Below are 17163 nucleotides of genomic sequence, written 5' to 3' on the forward strand. Positions count from 1 at the left end.
CGGGCAGCTGCCGCGCGGCCCGCACCTGCCCCCTCGAGCCGATCCCAGCAGGCCGGGCTCAGGCCGCGCCGATCCCCCGTGCCCGCGCCGCGGCGACGACGAGGTCCACCACCGTCTCCAGCGGCAGCGCCGTCCCGTCGACGACGAGGTGGTAGTGCCGGGCCGCGGCCGGGTCGCACCGGTAGAAGTGCCGGACGTAGGCCTGGCGGGTGGTGTCGTTGGCCTGCAGCTCGCGCCGCAGCTCGTCCTCGGGGCGGCCGTAGCGCTGCACCGCCGCGCGCAGCCGTGCCTCCGGCGGGCCGTCGAGGCGAACGTGCAGGGCGTCGGGCCGGTCGCGCAGCACCATGGCGCCGCCGCGGCCGAGCACGACCCCGCCGGCGCCGTCGGCGATCTCGCGCAGGACCCGCTCGGTGTGCTCCCGGTAGGCCCGCTCGTCGGGCTGGCCGGCCGTCGGCACGACGCCGCCGACCGGGTCGGGCATGGCGCCCAGCGAGGCGACGAGCCGCCACAGGCCGCGGACCACCCGCTCGTCGTTGGCCTCGGCGTCGTCCTGGGAGACACCGAGCCGGCCGGCCACCTGCGCGGGGATCGCGCGGTCGTGGAAGACCAGGCCCAGCCGCTCGGCGACGGCCGGCCCGACCTCCGGGCCGCCCGCGCCGTACGACGCGGAGATCGTCACGACGCCCACGGCCGCTCCTCCTCCTCGTCGATGCGCCGGCCGAGGAAGACCGCCCCCGCCTCGCCGGCGTACAGGCCGTACCCCGGGACCGGCGTGTAGCCGAGGGCCTCGTACAGCGCCAGCGCCTCGGGCTGACGGTCGCCGGAGTTGAGCACGACCGCGCGGTACCCCGACCGGCGCGCGGAGTCCTCCAGGGCGGCGACCAGCACCTGCGCCAGGCCACGGCGGCGGAAGGCGGGCACCACGTAGACCCGCTTGACCTCCGCCACGGCGGGGGCGTCGGGCTGGGCGGGGGACGTCTCGGTGTGCTGCCGCCAGGCGCCGCACCCGGCGGGCTCGCCGTCGACCTCGGCGACCAGGAACAGGCCGGCCGGCGGGGAGAACTCCCCCGGCTCCACGGCCGCGCCGTCCGGGCCGCCGTAGCGGTCGACGTACTCCTGCTGGACCCGGGCGACGAGGTCGCGGGCGACCGGGTCGTCGTAGGGCACCGAGCGCAGGGTGGCGACCGACCCGTCGCGCAACCGCGCCTCAGCCGAAGTGGACATGCCCGGTCCTCCCCGCCCCGACCGCGACCGCGACGTCGGCCGCCGGCTCCCCGCTCACGAACACCCCCGGCTCCCCCTCCTCGACCCGCCCGACGGCCAGCCACCCGTCCGGCAGTGCCACGGACGGCGGGAAGGTCGCCAGCAGGGCGTGGTCCTCCCCGCCGGTGAGCACCCAGGCGAGCGGATCGGCGCCCAGGGCCGCCGCCACCTGCTGCAGCGGACCCGGCGGTTCCAGGGTCGCACGCACCAGCGCGGCGCGGTCGACGTCCAGGACGACGCCGCTGTCGGAGGCCAGGTGCCCGGCGTCGGCGAGCAGCCCGTCGCTGACGTCGCACATGGCGGTGGCCCCCGCGTCGGCCGCGGCCGGCCCGGCGGCGTACGGCGGGGTCGGACGGCGGTGCGCGGTGACGACGGCCAGCGGGCTGCTGAAGCCGCGGCGCAGCACGGCCAGCCCGCACGCCGACCAGCCCAGCCGGCCCGTGACGGCGAGGACGTCCCCCGGCCGCGCCCCCGAGCGCAGGACCGGCGCCCGCCCGCCGAGGTCGCCGAGCGCGGTCACCGACAGGACGACGGACCCGCTGTCGGGAGCCGAGGCCACCGTGTCGCCGCCGACCACCGCGGCGCCCAGCGGCGCACACTCGGCGGCCATCCCGGCGGCCACGCCCTCGAGCCAGGTGGTGGCCGTGTCGGCGGGGCAGGCCAGCCCGACCAGCAGCGCGGTGGCCACCCCGCCCATCGCGGCGACGTCGGCCAGGTTGGCGGCGGCGGCCTTGTGACCGACGTCCTCGGCCGAGGACCAGTCGCGGCGGAAGTGCCGCCCCTCGACGAGGACGTCGGTGGTGGCCACCACCCGGCCGTCGGGCACGCGCAGCACCGCGGCGTCGTCACCGGGGCCGACCTGGGCCACCGCCGCCGAGCCCGAGCGGGCGAGCACCCGCGCGATGACGCCGAACTCCCCCACCACCCGCACGCTGTCGGCGAGGTCGTCGCGGGGACCCAGCGGCCGGGGCCGTGTCACGGGGCGCACCTGGCCGCTGGGGTAGGTTGCGATCCAGTCCGGCTGCCGGCGGCGCGCAGCCGCCGGCTCCGTCGCCCGAGGAAGGTCGTCCCGTGGTCCACGCCTACATCCTGATCCAGACCGAGGTCGGCAAGGCCGCCCAGGTGGCGACGACGATCAGTGAGATCGCCGGCGTGACCAAGGCGGAGGACGTCACCGGCCCCTACGACGTCATCGTCACCGCCGAGGCGCAATCGGTCGACGAGCTCGGCCGCCTGGTGGTCGCCCGCGTGCAGTCGGTCGACGGCATCACGCGCACGCTGACCTGCCCCGTCGTCAACATCTGAGCCGCTGAGCGAGGACACCCCCGCCGCCGAGGCCCCTCCCGCCGAGGGGGCAGCGGCCGCTCCGGCCCCCGCGCGGCGTCCCGATCCCCTCCGCCGGCTCGCGCTGGTCGCGACGGCGGTCGTCGTGCCGGTGCTGGTCGTCCTGGTCGTCCTGGTCAACGTCCTCGGTGGCAGCGACGACGGCGGCCAGGCCGCGGACGTCGACGGGAGTCCGGCGCCGCAGCGCGCGGAGGACCTGCCGGTGCTGCCGGTCGAGGTCCCCCCGCCGACGCCCGAGGCCGACGCGACCTGCCCGGCGCTCATGGCCGCCCTCCCCCTCGACCTGACCGGGGAGCCGGCGCGGCTGGTCGACTCCGACACCCCCTACGCCGCCGCCTGGGGCGACCCGGCGGTCGTGCTGGTGTGCGGCGTGCCGCAACCGGCCGGCCTGGTCGCCGGCGAGGGCCTGCTGCAGATCGACCAGGTCACCTGGTCCGTCGAGCAGACCGACGAGGCCACCACCTGGACGGCGGTCGACCGCGCCGCCTACGTGCAGGTGACGCTGCCGCCGGACGTCGACAGCGCGCCGGTCACCGTGCTGAGCGGGGTCATCGGCGACACCCTGCCGACGCGCTAAGGCCCGCTCAGGCCGCCGGCAGCCGGTCGAGCTGGGCCTGCACGGCGTCGTGCAGCTCGTCGCCGGCGGCCTGCTCGGTGCCCGCGACGGCGGTGACCGCGACGCTGAACACCCCGTGCGCGCACCAGGCGAAGGCCGCCGGGCCGGACAGCCCGGTCGCGGGGTCGGCCGCGGCCACGGTGAGCAGGCTGCAGCCGTCGGGCAGCGAGGACGGGCCGTGGCGCAGCACGCCGTCGTAGAGCTCGGCGTCGTTGCCGGCCAGGTCCCGGGCGTAGGTGGCCGCGCCGGTGGCGTGGTCGAACTGGTCGAGGAAGACGCTGGTCAGCGGGCCCGTCGTCGACCCCCAGAAGCGCTCCCACCCGTGCCGGTAGCCGTACTCCCGCAGCACCGCGCGCTCGCGGGCGGGGTCGTCGGAGTACGTGGCGACGTCGTCGACGGTCTTCGCGCCGGCGGACGGCTCGAGGTCGGCGTCGGGGATCCGGGGCAGGCCGGAGGGCACCTCCTCGAGCAGCAGCTCCCCGAGGTCCTCCACCGTCTCCGGGGTGACCGGAGCCGCCTCGACCTCCACCGGGGTGGCGCTGGTCGGCGTGCAGCCGGTGGCGGGCACGAGCGACGCCAGCCCGGCCAGCACGGCCGCGAGGCGGCCCGGCGTCACCGGGAGGTCCGCTGGTCCCCCGGCCGGCCCGCGCGCGCCAGCGCCGAGGCGACCAGCCGGTCCACCAGCTCGGGGTAGGACACCCCGCTGGCCGCCCACATCCGCGGGAACATCGAGATCGGCGTGAACCCCGGCATCGTGTTGACCTCGTTGACGACCAGGCGCTCGCGGCCGTCGGGGCCGGTGCCGAGGAAGAAGTCCACCCGCGCCAGCCCCTCGCAGTCCATCGCGAGGTAGGCACGCCGGGAGGCCTCCTGCACCCTGCGCGTCTGCTCGGGCGTGAGGTCAGCCGGGACGTCGAACTCGACGGCGTCGTCGAGGTACTTGGCGTCGAAGTCGTACCAGTCGGTACCGGGCTTGAGCCGGATCTCGGCGGGCAGGCTCGCCTCGGGCGGCCCGCCGTCGCGGCCGGCCAGCACGCCGCACTCGATCTCCCGGCCCGGCACGGAGGCCTCGACGACGACCTTCGGGTCGACGGCGGCCGCGGTGGCCACCGCCTCGGGGAACTGCGCCCAGTCGGTGACCTTGGTGATGCCGATGCTCGACCCGGCCCGCGAGGGCTTGACGAACACCGGCAGCCCCAGCCGCTCGCGGTCGGCGGCCGACAGCGCACCGGGGTCGGCCGTCAGCGCCCCCTCGGCGTCGCGGAGCACCACGTGGTCGCCCTGCGGCAGCCCCGCGGCGGCCAGGAGCTTCTTGGTGAACTCCTTGTCCATCGACGCGGCGCTGGCGAAGACCCCGGACCCCACGTAGGGCAGCCCGCTCATCTCCAGCAGCCCCTGGATGGTCCCGTCCTCGCCGTAGGCGCCGTGCAGGACCGGGAAGACGACGTCGACCTCGGTGAGCGCCGGGCCGATCGCCGCGGCCGGGTCGAGGACGGCCAGCCCGCGCCCGGCGGGGTCGCCGACCAGCGACACCGCCGTCCCGCCGGTGACCTCGGGCAGCCGGCCGGAGTCGATGGCCGTCTGCTGACCCGCGTCGGCGAGCACCCAGCGGCCGTCGCGGGCGATGCCGACCGGGACGACCTCGTAGCGCTCCGGATCGAGCGCCGCCATCACGCTCCCGGCGGAGACGCAGGAGATGGCGTGCTCCGCGCTGCGCCCCCCGAACACGACCGCGACGCGCACCCTGCCGATCCCGCTCATCGCGGCCGACCCTAGTCGACGGCATCGCGCCTCCCGCGTCTCCCGCAGGGCTGACACCCGCGCGGTGTGGGAACCTCGTCCGCGATGCGGGAGAACGCGGCCCCTCCGGTGGACCCCCGGCCTCCGGCGACGACGGCGCACCAGGGGCACGACGAGCACGGGGGCGCCCCGGCGCGCCGGTACCCGCTCCCGCTGCGGCTGGCCGGTGCGGCGGTGCACGCCTACACCGCGCTGGGATCGGTCCTGGCGCTGCTGGTGGTGCTCGCCGCGTTCGAGGGTGAGGCCATCACCGCGCTGTGGCTCGGGCTGGCGGCGCTGTGGATCGACGGCACCGACGGGATGCTGGCCCGGCGTGCGCGGGTCAAGGAGACGATCCCCTGGTTCGACGGCGCCCTGCTGGACAACATCGTCGACTACCTGACCTACGTCTTCGCGCCCGTCGTCCTGCTGTGGACCACCGGCGCGCTGCCGCACGACTGGGTCGGGTGGCTGCTCGCCGCGCTGCCGCTGCTGGCCTCGAGCTACCAGTTCTGCCGGGTCGACGCGAAGACCGACGACCACACGTTCCTCGGCTTCCCGAGCTACTGGAACGTCGTCGCCTTCTACGCGGTGGTGCTGGACCTGTCGCAGGTCGTCGTCGCCGTCGTGCTGGTCGTGTGCTCGGTGCTCGTCTTCGTGCCGGTGCGCTACCTGTACCCGTCGCGCACCGAGGCGCTGTGGCCGGTGAGCATGGGCCTGACCGTGGTCTGGCTGGTCACCTACGCCGTCCTGCTCGTGCAGTACCCCGACCCGCACCCGGTCGTGGTGGTGCTGTCGTTCGCCTACGTCGTGTACTACCTGGCCTTCAGTGGCTGGCTCACCGCCCGCGCCGCCCACCGCCGCCGCCGGGCCGCCCGCACCGCCTAGGTCTGCAGCGGCCGGGCTCAGAAGGGCGCGCGGAGGACCAGTTCGACGTTGCGGTCGGCGGGCGTGCCGGCCAGGGCCGACCCCAGCCCGGCCCACGGCACGTTGGCCGCGAGCTCACGGTGCAGGGCGGCCAGCGCGGCGGGCTCGCGGGCGGCCGGGTCGCCGGCGGACGGCGGCCGGGCGGGGCTGTCGTGGTCGATCATCGTGCAGACCGTCGACAGCGTGCCGTCGCCGTTGTCCAGCAGCTCCACCAGCCGGGCCTGCCCGGGCCAGTCGACGACGGCGCAGGTGGTCACCTCCCACAGGCCGCGGCCGGGCTCGTCCGGGTGCGCCCAGGGCCGCACCTCGCTGACGTGGGTGTGCCCGTTGAGCCACAGGACGACGTTCGGGTAGCGGTGCAGCAGCGCGAGCAGCTCGGGGGCGCCCAGCGCGTCGTCCCCGGCCACGGGGCGGCGGCCGAGGGCGTCGGACCGGGTCAGCGTGCTGGCTCCGTGGTGGGACAGCAGCACCACGAGCCGGTCGGCGTTGCCGGTCGCGACCCGGCCGCCGTCGGGACCGGGCGCCGACGAGGACACCTCGCGCAGCCGGTCCTCCAGCCACCGTGCCTGCTCGGCGTCGACCGAGCCCGCCGTCCCGCCGGTCACCCGCGTGGTGTCCAGGCAGACCACCCGGACGCCGGGCACGCCGTCCCAGGCGTAGTAGGCGGTGCCCTCGCGCAGGTTGTCCTGGGTGAACCCGTGACCGGTGGGCGCCCCGCCGTCGGCGAGGTGCGCGGCCACGAAGGACCGCCGGTCGATGAAGCGGCGGTCGGCCACCGAGGTCACCGGCCGCGAGGTGGCGGTGGTGAAGACCTCGGAGGAATGGGTGAACAGCCGCAGGGCGTCGTCCAGCGGCAGGGTGGGGTCGACGTCGACCGGCTTGCGCCCGGAGCCGAGCACGGCGGTCAGTGCGGGCGTGGGGACGCCGACGCCCTGGATGAGCGCCTCGTGGTTGCCGTGGCAGCCCAGCCAGGGCAGCCGCAGCCCCTCGGCGGCGAAGGCCGCGAACGCCGCCTCGAGCAGCCCGGGCCGGGCGGGGAAGCCGAAGCGCTCGTGGTGGACGCCGCCGTCGTCGTCGGGACGCCAGAACAGGTCGTGCGGCCAGCCGGAGGCCTGCACGCCGTCGTAGGCGGTCAGCCCGGCACCGGGTGAGACCACTCCCCCGCGCAGCACCGCGAGGTACAGCTCCAGCTCGTTCCACTGCGCGTTGTCGATGGCGTCGCCGGTGGTCACGACCACCTGCAGCGGCTGCCCGGTCCGCGGCCCGCCGGCCAGGCCGTTGAGGGTCCGCACCAGGGCGTCGACGGCGTGCGCGGTCAGCGCCTCCTGCGGCCGGTGCATGGGCACCAGCGCGCGCATCCGCGGATCGGCCTCGAAGCGGTGGAAGAACTCGAAGCGGGCCGGCGAGCAGACGTCGGCCAGCTGCAGGTCGGTGACGTGCGCCAGGCAGGCGACCACCTGGACGCCCCGCCGCGGCGGCTCCCAGGCCGGCCCGACCAGCTCGCGGCGCACCCGGTGCGGCTCCCCGCCCGCCCAGTCCAGCGCCCGGTAGTCGCCGTCCCGGCCGGCCTGCAGCACCGGGCCGGCCGTCAGCACGCGGTCGAGGGTCGTGCGGCTCACGCGGTTCAGGCGGCGTCGAGCGCGGCGGTGAGGTCGGCGACGACGTCGCCGGTGTCCTCGATGCCGCACGAGAAGCGCAGGAACCCGGCCGGCACGGCGTCCCCGCCCCACTGCGCCCGCCGGTCCACGGTGCTGTGCACGCCGCCGAAGCTCGTGGCCGCCGTCCACAGCCGGCTCGCGGCCAGGAACCGCGACACCGCCGTCTCGTCGGCGAGCTCGGCGGAGACGATGCCGAGCGGCCGAAGCATCTGCCGGGCCGCCAGGGCGTGCGAGGGGTCCGAGGGCAGCCACGGCCAGCGCACGCCGGTGACCGCGGGGTGGTCGGCGAGCACCGCCGCCACGGCCGCGGCCGTCTCGCCCTGGCGGGTCAGCCGCAGGTCCAGCGTGCTCATCGAGCGGTGCCCGAGCCACGCGTCGAAGGCGCCGGGCGTGCTGCCGGTGTGGTCGCGCCAGCCCTTCACCCGGTCGAACACCTCGTCGGAGGAGGTGCTCACGTGGCCGAGCAGCAGGTCGCTGTGCCCGGTCAGCGCCTTGGTGTCGGCGCCCACGGTGAGGTCGGCGCCGAGCGCCAGGGGCCGCTGGCCCAGCGGGGTGGCGGTGGTGTTGTCCACGGCCAGCAGCGCACCGGCGGCGCGCGCGGCGCGGGCCACCGCGGCGACGTCGCAGACGTCGAGCAGCGGGTTGCTCGGCGTCTCGAGGAAGACCATCCGGGCGCCCTCGAGGTCCCCGCGGGCGGCGACGCCGGCGATCTCGACGGTCGGCACGTACTCGACCCGCACGCCGAGCCGCTCGAGCTCGTCGCGGGCCAGCAGCCGGGTCGTGTAGTAGCCGTCGGCCGGCAGCACCAGGCGGTCGCCGGCCGAGACCAGCGCCATCACCGCCGCGGTGATCGCGGCCATGCCGGTGGCGAAGGACAGGCACCGGCCGCCGTCGAGCTCGCCGACCGCCGTCTCGAAGGCACGGGAGGTGGGGTGCTCGGTGCGGGCGTAGGCGTCGGCGCCGCCGGCGCGCGGCGGCTGGTCGCCGAGGTGGAAGGGCGCGGCGAACACCGGCGAGGGGCGCAGCGGGGTGCCCGGCACCGGCGGGGCGTCACCCGCGTGGACCGACCGGGTGCCGTCCCCCCACCCCGGGGGCAGGGAGCCGTCGCTCACTCCGGCTTCGCTTCCCGGCTCATGATCTCCTTCACCATCTGCGCGGCCGGGACGTCCTCGTGGCAGACCCGCACGACCGCCTCGGTCACCGGCACGTCCACGCCGTGGGCGCGCGCCAGGTCCAGCACCGAGCGGCAGCTCTTGACCCCCTCGGCGGTCTGCCGGGTGGTGGCCTGCACCTCCTCCAGCGACAGGCCGCGGCCCAGCTTCTCCCCGAAGGTCCGGTTCCGGGACAGCGGCGAGCTGCAGGTGGCCACGAGGTCGCCGAGACCGGCCAGGCCGGCGAACGTCGCGGGCTCGGCGCCCAGCGCCACGCCCAGGCGGGTGGTCTCGGCCAGGCCGCGGGTGATCAGCGAGGCGCGGGTGTTGTCGCCGAAGCCCATGCCCTCGGCGATGCCGCAGGCCAGCGCGATGACGTTCTTCACCGCGCCGCCGAGCTCACAGCCCACCAGGTCCTGGTTGGTGTACGGCCGGAAGTAGGGCGTGAGGCAGGCGGCCTGCAGCGCCGCGGCGCGATCGGCGTCCGGACAGGCGATGACGGTGGCCGCCGGCTGCTCCTCGGCGATCTCGCGGGCCAGGTTCGGCCCCGACAGCGCGGCCACCCGGTCGGGTCCGGCGCCGGTGACCTCGCGGATGACCTCGCTCATCCGCATGGTCGTGCCGAGCTCGACGCCCTTCATCAGCGACAGCAGGGTCGCGTCCGCGGGCAGCAGCGGCGTCCACTCGAGCAGGTTGGCGCGCAGCGACTGCGAGGGGACGGCGAGGACGACGACGTCGGCGCCGTCCAGGGCCTCCGCGGCGTCGGTCGTGGCCGTCAGCGCGCCGGGCAGGGCGACCCCGGGCAGGTACTCGGCGTTCTCCCCCGACTCGGCGATCGCCTCGGCCAACTCGGGCCGGCGGGCGTGCAGGGACACCGTGCAGCCGGCGTCGGCGAGGACCTTGGCGAACGTGGTGCCCCACGAGCCGGCCCCGAGGACGGCGGCGCGGGTGCCCCGGCCGGAGAGGTCGGGACCGCTCACGCGGCGTCCCCCGGCAGCGTCCGCCGCGGACGGGAGGCGAAGCCCGCCGGGGCCGGCTCGCCCCGCACCTCGGACAGCAGGTCGCGCACGCGGCTCATGATCACGTCGGTGGTCTCCCGCAGCAGGTCAGGGGTCAGCGCCCGGCCGGCACGCACCTCGGCCCGCACCGCCGAGAGGTCGACCGGCTCGCCGAGGGCGTACTCGGTGGGCGTCCGGAACCGCAGGTGCAGCTTCTTGGTGTGGTAGTCGTGCACCCGCTGCGGGCCCCACTGGGCCACCGGCAGGACGACGGCGTCGGTGGTCAGCGCCAGCCGCGCGACGCCGGTGCGGGCCTGCATGGGCCACCAGTCGGGGTCGCGGGTCACCGAGCCCTCGGGGTAGATCACGACGACGTTGCCCGCCTCCAGGTCGGCTGCCGCGGCGTCGAGGGAGCCGCGCGCGTCGGCCGAGCCGCGGGCGACCGGGATCTGCCCGGCGTGCCGGAGGATCTTCCCGGCCAGGCCCCTGAACACCGCCTCCTTGGCGAGGAAGTGCGGGACCCGCCCGTTGTCGTACACCAGACGCGCGCAGGCCAGCGGGTCGAGCACCGAGACGTGGTTGGCCACGAGCAGCACCGGGCCGGTGCGCGGCAGCCGGTCGCCGTCGCGGTAGCGCAGCCGGAACAGCAGCGAGGCCGTCGGGTAGATGACCACGACCGCCAGCTTCAGCGACCACGGCAGCTGCCCGCGCACGTGCAGCGCGCGCCGCGCGATCGCCGCGGTCCCGGAGGACTGCTCCTCGGTCACCGGCACCCCTCCGCTCGGTCGTGACGACCGGCACATGATCGACCCTCCCCCGGGTCGGCGTGCGCACCGGGGGTCGCCGTCGTCCGCGGCCGGGCGCTGCCGTGTGCTCACATGGACGCCGTGCGGTGGTCCCTGGTCGTCCCGGCGAAGCGCCTCGGCGCGGCCAAGACCCGCCTCGCCCCGCTCACCGGCGGCGGCCCCGGGCTGCACGCGGACCTCGTGCTCGCGCTGCTGGCCGACACCGTCGCCGCGGCCCGCGACTGCGCCGCGGTGGCCGACGTCCTCGTCGTGACCGACGACGCGCGCGCAGCCGCCATCGTACGAGCGCTCGGGGCGCGCACCGTCCCCGACGAGCCCGACCGCGGCCTGAACCCGGCGCTGGCCCACGGTGCCCGGGCCAGCGGCGGGGACGCCGTCGCCGCGCTGTCCTCGGACCTGCCGGCGCTGCGGCCGGCGGAGCTGGCCGCCGCCCTGGCCGCAGCCGGGATCGCGCCGCGCTGCTTCGTCGCCGACGCCGCGGGCACGGGGACCACGCTGCTGACCGCGGCGGGGGTGCCGCTGGACCCGCGCTTCGGGCGGGACTCGGCCGCCGCGCACGCCGGCGCGGGCGCGGTGCCGCTCGACGGCGGCTGGCCGGGACTGCGCCGCGACGTCGACACGCCCGCCGACCTCGCGGCGGCCGTGCGCCTCGGCGTCGGGACCGCGACGGCGGCGCTGCTGCCGCGGGTGCCCCGCCCGGCCGCCTGAGCCACCGAGCGGGGTCCTCGCCGTTCACCTCGGTGGGGCACGATGAGGCCGTGGCAGCCGAGACGACGACCCCCGAGTCCCCCGCCGTCCCCCTGGACGAGCCCCCGGCACTGCCCGCCGACCGCTTCCTCAACCGGGAGCTGTCGTGGCTGGACTTCAACGCGCGCGTGCTGGAGCTGGCCGAGGACGCGTCGCTGCCGCTGCTGGAGCGCGCCAAGTTCCTGGCGATCTTCGCCGGCAACCTCGACGAGTTCTACATGGTGCGCATCGCCGGGCTGAAGCGCCGGCAGAGCACCGGGCTGACCGTGCGCTCCCCCGACGGGCTCACCATCCGCGAACAGCTGGCCAGGGTCACCGAGCGCACGCAGGAGCTGGTGCACCGGCACGCGGTCTGCTTCCAGCAGGACCTCACGCCGCGGCTGGAGGCCGAGGGCATCCGGTTCGTGCACTGGGAGGACCTCGCCGAGACCCAGGCCCGCCGGTTGCGCGAGTACTTCCGCGACCAGGTCTTCCCGGTGCTCACGCCCCTGGCGGTGGACCCGGCGCACCCGTTCCCCTACATCAGCGGCCTGTCGCTCAACCTCGCCGTCGTGGTCCGTGACCCCGACACCGGGGGGCCGCGCTTCGCCCGGCTCAAGGTGCCCAACAACGTGCCGCGCTTCGTGCCCGTGGGGCCGGTCGACTCGCAGGCGACGTTCCTGCCGCTCGAGGACCTCATCGCCGCGCACCTGCCGCAGCTGTTCCCGGGCCTCGACGTCCTCGACCACCACCTGTTCCGGGTGACCCGCAACGCCGACCTCGAGGTCGAGGAGGACCGGGACGAGGACCTGCTGCAGGCCCTCGAGCGGGAGCTCGCGCGACGGCGCTTCGGCCCGGCGGTGCGGCTCGAGGTCACCGAGACCATGGACCCGCAGATCCTCGACGTGCTCGTCTCCGAGCTCGAGATGAGCCCGCAGGACGTCGTCACGGTGCCCGGGCTGCTCGACCTCTCCTCACTGTGGGCGCTGTACGACCTCGACCGCCCGGAGCTCAAGGACGAGCCGTTCGTGCCGGCCACCCACCCGCGACTGAGCGAGGGCGAGACGCCCAAGAGCGTCTTCGCGACGCTGCGCGAGGGCGACGTGCTCGTCCACCACCCGTACCACTCGTTCGCCACGAGCGTGCAGCGCTTCATCGAGCAGGCCGCCGCCGACCCGCACGTGCTGGCGATCAAGCAGACGCTCTACCGGACCTCGGGTGACTCCCCGATCGTCAACGCCCTGATCAGCGCCGCCGAGGCGGGCAAGCAGGTCGTCGTCCTCGTCGAGATCAAGGCGCGCTTCGACGAGCAGGCCAACATCACCTGGGCCCGGTCGCTGGAGCGTGCCGGCTGCCACGTCGTCTACGGCCTGGTCGGGCTCAAGACGCACTGCAAGACGGCGCTGGTGGTGCGGCGGGAGAACGGCGTGCTCCGCCGCTACGTGCACATCGGCACCGGCAACTACAACCCGAAGACGGCGCGGCTGTACGAGGACCTCGGCATCCTCACCGCCGACCCGCGGGTGGGCGCCGACCTCACCGACCTGTTCAACGTGCTCACCGGCTACTCGCGGCAGACGGCCTACCGGCAGCTGATGGTGGCGCCGCACGGCATCCGCGGCGGGCTCGTGGAGAAGATCCGCCGGGAGGCGCGGCACGCGGCCGAGGGGCGGCCGGCGGGCATCCGGTTCAAGGTGAACTCGCTGGTCGACGAGCGGATCATCGACGCCCTCTACGAGGCCTCCCGGGCCGGCGTGCCGGTGGAGCTGCTCATCCGCGGCATCTGCGCACTGCGGCCCGGCGTCCCGGGTCTGTCCGAGACGATCCGGGTGCGCTCGATCGTCGGCCGCTTCCTCGAGCACTCGCGGGTGATGGCCTTCAGCAACGACGGCGAGCCGGAGTTCTGGCTGGGCAGCGCCGACCTCATGCACCGCAACCTCGACCGCCGGGTCGAGGTGCTGCTGCGGGTGTGCGACGAGAACGCGCGGCGTCAGCTGCAGACCGTGTTCGACGACGCCATGGCCCCCGGCGTGAGCTGCTGGGAGCTCGGCCCCGAGGGGCGCTGGACCCGCACCGGGACCCGGGACCACCAGGCGCGGCTCGTGCAGCTGGCCACCGAGCATGCCGACTGAGCGGGCGCCGGTCGTCGCGGCCGCCGGCGGGGTGGTGTGGCGGCCGGCCGCCGACGGCGGGATCGAGACCGTGGTCGTGCACCGCCCGCGCTACGACGACTGGTCGCTGCCCAAGGGCAAACTCGACGCCGGCGAGAACGCCCTGACCGCCGCGGTGCGGGAGGTCCTCGAGGAGACCGGCCTGCAGGTCGTGGCCGGCCGGCGCAGCCTGCGCACCCGTTACGAGGTCGCCGCCGGGCCCAAGCAGGTGGACTACTGGCTCATGCGGGCGGTGGGCACCGAGGAGCCGTTCGAGCCCAACGACGAGGTCGACGAGCTGCGCTGGCTGCCCGTCGCCGAGGCCGCGGCGCTGGTCACCCATGAGCACGACCGGCGGGTGGTCGTCGACCTCGTCCGCGACGACGTCCCGCGGACGCCCTCGCTGCTGCTGGTGCGCCACGCCAAGGCCGGCAGTCGCAGCGACTGGGACGGCCCCGACGACGAGCGGCCGCTGGACAGCAAGGGCCGGCGGCAGGCGCGGCAGCTGGCCGACGTCCTGCCGGTGTTCGGCCCGTGCGAGCTCCTGAGCGCCGAGCGGGTGCGCTGCCGGCAGACCCTCGAGCCGCTGGCCGAGCGGACCGGCCTGCCGGTGCGCTCGCTGCCGGAGCTCGGCGAGGAGGAGTTCGCCGCCGACCCGCAGGCCGGCCTGGCGGTGGTCGAGCGGCTGCTGGGGCGGGCCCGGGACGGCGCGGAGCAGCCCGGCGTCACGGTGGTCTGCAGCCAGGGCGGGGCGATCCCGTCGGTGCTGATGAGCCTCGGCGTCCGCTGGGAGGGCGTCGCCGGGCGGCTGTACCCGCCGGCGGCGAAGGGCAGCGTGTGGGCGCTGGGCGGCCGCCCCGGCGCGCTGGCCGCCGACTACTACCGCGACCTGGGCCCCGACCCCGACGCGCCCTGACGGGCGCGCCGGCGGCGGCTCAGGCGGGCAGCGCCGGGAGGGCCCTCGGCAGCCAGGACGGGCGCTGCGCCTCGAAGGCCTCCACGTCGGCCAGGTGCCGCTCGGTGAGGCCGACGTCGTCGAGGCCCTCGAGCAGCCGCCAGCGGGTGTACTCGTCGACCTCGAACGGCACCGTCGTGTCGCCGTAGGTGACCGTGCGGGACTGCAGGTCCACCGTCACCGGCGTCGCGGGGTCGGCCTCGACCGCCTGCCACAGCGCCTCGACGTCGGCCTGCGGGAGGACGACGGTGAGCAGCCCCGACTTGGTCGAGTTGTTCTTGAAGATGTCGGCGAACCGCGAGCTGATGACCACGCGGAACCCGCCGTCGAGCAGCGCCCAGCAGGCGTGCTCGCGCGAGGAGCCGGTGCCGAAGTCCGGGCCGGCGACGAGGACCGTGGCGTCGGCGTACTGCGGCTGGTTGAGCACGAAGTCCGGCTCGTTGGTGCGCCAGGCGACGAACAGGCCGTCCTCGAACCCGGTGCGGGTGATCCGCTTGAGGTACTCGGCCGGGATGATCTGGTCGGTGTCGACGGCGCTGCGGCGCAGCGGGGCGGCGGTGCCGGTGTGCGTGGTGAAGGCGTCCATCGGGCTCAGACTCCAGCGGTCTCGGCGAGGTCGGCGGGGGCGGTCAGACGCCCGGTGAGGGCGGTCGCGGCGGCCACGGACGGCGACACCAGGTGCGTGCGCCCGCCCTTGCCCTGCCGGCCCTGGAAGTTGCGGTTGCTGGTCGACGCCGAGCGCTCCCCCGGCTTCAGCTGGTCGGGGTTCATGCCCAGGCACATCGAGCACCCCGCACCCCGCCACTCGGCCCCGGCCTCGGTGAACACCCGGTCCAGGCCCTCGGCCTCGGCCTGCAGCTTGACGCCGATCGACCCGGGGACGACGAGCATCCGGGTGTCGGGGTCGATCCGCTTGCCGCGCAGCAACTCGGCGGCGGTGCGCAGGTCCTCGATGCGCCCGTTGGTGCACGAGCCGAGGAAGACGGTGTCCACCTCGATCTCGCGCAGCGGGGTGCCCGGCGTCAGGCCCATGTAGGCCAGCGCCTGCTCGGCGGCGCGGCGCTCGTTGTCGTCGGCGAGCTCGGCCGGGTCGGGCACCCGCTCGGTCAGCGGCAGCCCCTGGCCGGGGTTGGTGCCCCAGGTGACGAACGGCGCCAGCTCGGCGGCGTCGAGGACGACCTCGCTGTCGAAGACCGCGCCCTCGTCGGTGCGCAGCGTCCGCCAGTACTCGACGGCGGCGTCCCAGTCGGTGCCCTGCGGGGCGTGCGGCCGGCCCTGCAGGTAGGCGAACGTCGTCTCGTCAGGGGCGATCACGCCGGCGCGGGCACCGGCCTCGATCGACATATTGCAGATCGTCATCCGGGCCTCCATCGACAGCGCCTCGATGGCGCTGCCGCGGTACTCGATGACGTGGCCCGCGGCGCCGTTGGTCCCGATCCTCGCGATGACGGCGAGGATGACGTCCTTGGACGAGACGCCCTCGGGCAGCTCCCCCTCGACGGTGACCGCCATCTGCTTGGGCCGGTACTGCGGCAGCGTCTGGGTGGCCAGCACGTGCTCGACCTCGCTGGTCCCGATGCCGAACGCCAGCGCGCCGAAGGCGCCGTGGGTGGAGGTGTGGCTGTCGCCGCAGACGATGGTCGTGCCCGGCTGGGTGAGCCCGAGCTGCGGGCCGATCACGTGCACGATGCCCTGGTCGCGGTCGCCCATCGGCGCGAGCCGGATGCCGAACTCCGCGGCGTTGTGCCGCAGCGCCTCGACCTGCGCGCGGCTGACCGGGTCGGCGATCGGCTTGAGGACGTCGAGCGTCGGGACGTTGTGGTCCTCGGTGGCCATCGTCAGCTCGGGGCGGCGGACACGGCGGCCGGCGGCGCGGAGCCCGTCGAAGGCCTGCGGGCTGGTGACCTCGTGCACGAGGTGGAGGTCGATGTAGAGCAGGTCCGGCTCGCCCGCGGCACTGCGCACGACGTGGGCGTCGTAGACCTTCTCCGCCAGGGTCTTCGGCACTGGGTCCCTCCCGGTTCGGGTCATCCCACGGTGGCTTCTCCCCATGACATCTCATGGTGTGGGATGGGAGTATCGCTGTGTGGGACAGCCTAACCCCGTTGCCGTGCTGGACAAAGCCGTGGCCATCCTGCGCGCCGTCGCGCAGGAGCCGGCGTCGCTCGCCGACCTCGTCACGCGCACCGACCTGCCGCGCGCGACGGCCCACCGGCTGGCGGTCGCCCTCGAGGGCCACCGGCTGCTGCGGCGCACGCCGGCGGGGACGTGGGCGCCCGGGCCGGCGCTGACCGAGCTCGGCCACGGCAGCGCCGACCTCGCCCGGGTCGCCGGGCGGCACCTGGCCACCCTGCGCGACGCCAGCGGCGAGAGCGCGCAGTTCTACGTGCGCGAAGGCGGCTCCCGCGTGTGCGTCGCGGCGGCGGAGCGGGCGCACGGCCTGCGCGACACCGTGCCCGTCGGCGCGCGGCTGCCCATGACGGCGGGCTCGGCGGCGCACGCGCTGCTGGCCTTCGCCCCGCCGGAGGACGTGACGCCGCTGCTGCCGCAGGCCAGCTTCACCGCCCGCACGCTGCTCGACGTCCGCCGGCGCGGCTGGGCGCACAGCGTCGCCGAGCGCGAGCCCGGCGTCGCCTCGCTCTCCGCGCCGGTGCGCGACCCGGCCGGCGCGGTGCTCGGCGCGGTGTCGATCTCCGGCCCCGTCGAGCGGCTGGGCCGCCGGCCGAGCCCCGAGGTGGTCGGGGCGGTCCTGGAGACGGCGGCCGCCATCGCCCGCGCCACCGGCTGACC

Annotated in this window: 18 protein-coding genes; 7 read left to right on the top strand and 11 right to left on the bottom strand. The window is 75.8% G+C overall.

All coding sequences use genetic code 11. The features are described from left to right. Nucleotides 1-58: 58 nt before the first annotated feature. The 3 genes from BM414_RS13795 to BM414_RS13805 are packed head-to-tail and all read right to left on the bottom strand — an operon-like array spanning nt 59 to nt 2242. Nucleotides 59-688: a cytidylate kinase-like family protein gene (locus tag BM414_RS13795; RefSeq protein WP_093580011.1), complete on the bottom strand. Its 630-nt coding sequence runs from the start codon at nt 686-688 to the stop codon at nt 59-61. Then, entirely contained in the window at nt 676-1224 is a 549-nt protein-coding gene (locus BM414_RS13800) for a GNAT family N-acetyltransferase (RefSeq protein ID WP_093580012.1), read from the bottom strand. Before BM414_RS13800 ends, BM414_RS13795 begins: the two co-directional genes overlap by 13 nt. After that, nucleotides 1208-2242 carry a thiamine-phosphate kinase gene (locus BM414_RS13805; RefSeq protein WP_245784711.1) on the bottom strand — a complete coding sequence of 345 codons (1035 nt, stop codon included), beginning with the start codon at nt 2240-2242 and terminating at the stop codon, nt 1208-1210. Before BM414_RS13805 ends, BM414_RS13800 begins: the two co-directional genes overlap by 17 nt. 92 nt (nt 2243-2334) lie before the next feature. On the opposite strand from BM414_RS13805, the gene BM414_RS13810 reads away from it, so the two are divergent. Both BM414_RS13810 and BM414_RS13815 read left to right on the top strand, forming a co-directional pair. Continuing rightward, nucleotides 2335-2568 (top strand): Lrp/AsnC ligand binding domain-containing protein, encoded by a 234-nt coding sequence (locus BM414_RS13810; RefSeq protein ID WP_093580013.1) that lies wholly within the window; start codon nt 2335-2337, stop codon nt 2566-2568. A gap of 124 nt (nt 2569-2692) precedes the next feature. Beyond that, nucleotides 2693-3184, top strand: coding sequence for a DUF3515 domain-containing protein (locus BM414_RS13815; protein WP_245784712.1), 492 nt, complete (start codon nt 2693-2695; stop codon nt 3182-3184). Between the two features lie 7 nt (nt 3185-3191). Here the strand turns inward: BM414_RS13815 and BM414_RS13820 are convergent, their stop codons facing one another. Together BM414_RS13820 and BM414_RS13825 are read right to left on the bottom strand one after the other, a co-directional pair. Next, nucleotides 3192-3839 carry a hypothetical protein gene (locus BM414_RS13820; RefSeq protein WP_093580015.1) on the bottom strand — a complete coding sequence of 216 codons (648 nt, stop codon included), beginning with the start codon at nt 3837-3839 and terminating at the stop codon, nt 3192-3194. Then, nucleotides 3836-4984: a D-alanine--D-alanine ligase family protein gene (locus BM414_RS13825; protein ID WP_093580016.1), complete on the bottom strand. Its 1149-nt coding sequence runs from the start codon at nt 4982-4984 to the stop codon at nt 3836-3838. Before BM414_RS13825 ends, BM414_RS13820 begins: the two co-directional genes overlap by 4 nt. Nucleotides 4985-5068: 84 nt before the next feature. Between BM414_RS13825 and BM414_RS13830 the strand changes: the two genes are divergently transcribed. Continuing rightward, nucleotides 5069-5890 carry a CDP-alcohol phosphatidyltransferase family protein gene (locus tag BM414_RS13830; RefSeq protein ID WP_245784713.1) on the top strand — a complete coding sequence of 274 codons (822 nt, stop codon included), beginning with the start codon at nt 5069-5071 and terminating at the stop codon, nt 5888-5890. Between the two features lie 17 nt (nt 5891-5907). On the opposite strand, the gene BM414_RS13835 is transcribed toward BM414_RS13830, so the two are convergent. From BM414_RS13835 to BM414_RS13850, 4 genes are read right to left on the bottom strand one after another with little or no spacing between them, the layout of a single operon-like run. After that, nucleotides 5908-7548 (bottom strand): TIGR03767 family metallophosphoesterase, encoded by a 1641-nt coding sequence (locus BM414_RS13835; RefSeq protein ID WP_175551586.1) that lies wholly within the window; start codon nt 7546-7548, stop codon nt 5908-5910. Nucleotides 7549-7553: 5 nt separating this feature from the next. Further along, nucleotides 7554-8699 (bottom strand): cystathionine gamma-lyase, encoded by a 1146-nt coding sequence (locus tag BM414_RS13840; RefSeq protein WP_093580018.1) that lies wholly within the window; start codon nt 8697-8699, stop codon nt 7554-7556. Continuing rightward, the gene (locus tag BM414_RS13845; RefSeq protein WP_093580019.1) at nt 8696-9718 is read right to left on the bottom strand and encodes an NAD(P)H-dependent glycerol-3-phosphate dehydrogenase; all 1023 of its coding nucleotides are present in this window, start codon (nt 9716-9718) and stop codon (nt 8696-8698) included. Before BM414_RS13845 ends, BM414_RS13840 begins: the two co-directional genes overlap by 4 nt. After that, nucleotides 9715-10503, bottom strand: coding sequence for a lysophospholipid acyltransferase family protein (locus BM414_RS13850; RefSeq protein WP_245784714.1), 789 nt, complete (start codon nt 10501-10503; stop codon nt 9715-9717). The genes BM414_RS13845 and BM414_RS13850 overlap by 4 nt, the downstream gene beginning before the upstream one ends. 111 nt (nt 10504-10614) lie before the next feature. Here BM414_RS13850 and cofC point away from each other — a divergent pair, with 111 nt between their 5' ends. From cofC to BM414_RS13865, 3 genes are read left to right on the top strand one after another with little or no spacing between them, the layout of a single operon-like run. Then, nucleotides 10615-11250 carry a 2-phospho-L-lactate guanylyltransferase gene (gene cofC, locus BM414_RS13855; RefSeq protein ID WP_139245842.1) on the top strand — a complete coding sequence of 212 codons (636 nt, stop codon included), beginning with the start codon at nt 10615-10617 and terminating at the stop codon, nt 11248-11250. 50 nt (nt 11251-11300) lie between these two features. After that, nucleotides 11301-13400, top strand: coding sequence for an RNA degradosome polyphosphate kinase (locus BM414_RS13860; RefSeq protein ID WP_245784715.1), 2100 nt, complete (start codon nt 11301-11303; stop codon nt 13398-13400). Further along, nucleotides 13390-14334 carry an NUDIX hydrolase gene (locus BM414_RS13865; RefSeq protein ID WP_093580021.1) on the top strand — a complete coding sequence of 315 codons (945 nt, stop codon included), beginning with the start codon at nt 13390-13392 and terminating at the stop codon, nt 14332-14334. Before BM414_RS13860 ends, BM414_RS13865 begins: the two co-directional genes overlap by 11 nt. A 19-nt stretch (nt 14335-14353) precedes the next feature. Here the strand turns inward: BM414_RS13865 and leuD are convergent, their stop codons facing one another. Together leuD and leuC are read right to left on the bottom strand one after the other, a co-directional pair. Continuing rightward, nucleotides 14354-14959, bottom strand: a complete 606-nt coding sequence (gene leuD / locus BM414_RS13870) for a 3-isopropylmalate dehydratase small subunit (protein WP_093580022.1) — start codon at nt 14957-14959, stop codon at nt 14354-14356. A 5-nt stretch (nt 14960-14964) separates the two neighbouring features. Continuing rightward, nucleotides 14965-16380: a 3-isopropylmalate dehydratase large subunit gene (gene leuC / locus BM414_RS13875; protein ID WP_093580023.1), complete on the bottom strand. Its 1416-nt coding sequence runs from the start codon at nt 16378-16380 to the stop codon at nt 14965-14967. Nucleotides 16381-16423: 43 nt separating this feature from the next. Here leuC and BM414_RS13880 point away from each other — a divergent pair, with 43 nt between their 5' ends. Next, nucleotides 16424-17161, top strand: coding sequence for an IclR family transcriptional regulator domain-containing protein (locus BM414_RS13880; RefSeq protein WP_093580024.1), 738 nt, complete (start codon nt 16424-16426; stop codon nt 17159-17161). Nucleotides 17162-17163: the final 2 nt, after the last annotated feature.

The organism is Geodermatophilus amargosae (genome assembly GCF_900116515.1).
GTDB classification, from domain to species: domain Bacteria; phylum Actinomycetota; class Actinomycetes; order Mycobacteriales; family Geodermatophilaceae; genus Geodermatophilus; species Geodermatophilus amargosae.

Excerpts from the sequence above, each read along its gene's own strand:
- BM414_RS13800 (WP_093580012.1), bottom strand. The coding sequence starts at position 1,224 with ATGTCCACTTCGGCTGAGGCGCGGTTGCGCGACGGGTCGGTCGCCACC.
- BM414_RS13825 (WP_093580016.1), bottom strand. The coding sequence starts at position 4,984 with ATGAGCGGGATCGGCAGGGTGCGCGTCGCGGTCGTGTTCGGGGGGCGC.
- BM414_RS13830 (WP_245784713.1), top strand. The coding sequence starts at position 5,069 with ATGCGGGAGAACGCGGCCCCTCCGGTGGACCCCCGGCCTCCGGCGACG.
- cofC (WP_139245842.1), top strand. The coding sequence starts at position 10,615 with ATGGACGCCGTGCGGTGGTCCCTGGTCGTCCCGGCGAAGCGCCTCGGC.
- BM414_RS13865 (WP_093580021.1), top strand. The coding sequence starts at position 13,390 with ATGCCGACTGAGCGGGCGCCGGTCGTCGCGGCCGCCGGCGGGGTGGTG.
- leuD (WP_093580022.1), bottom strand. The coding sequence starts at position 14,959 with ATGGACGCCTTCACCACGCACACCGGCACCGCCGCCCCGCTGCGCCGC.
- BM414_RS13880 (WP_093580024.1), top strand. The coding sequence starts at position 16,424 with ATGACATCTCATGGTGTGGGATGGGAGTATCGCTGTGTGGGACAGCCT.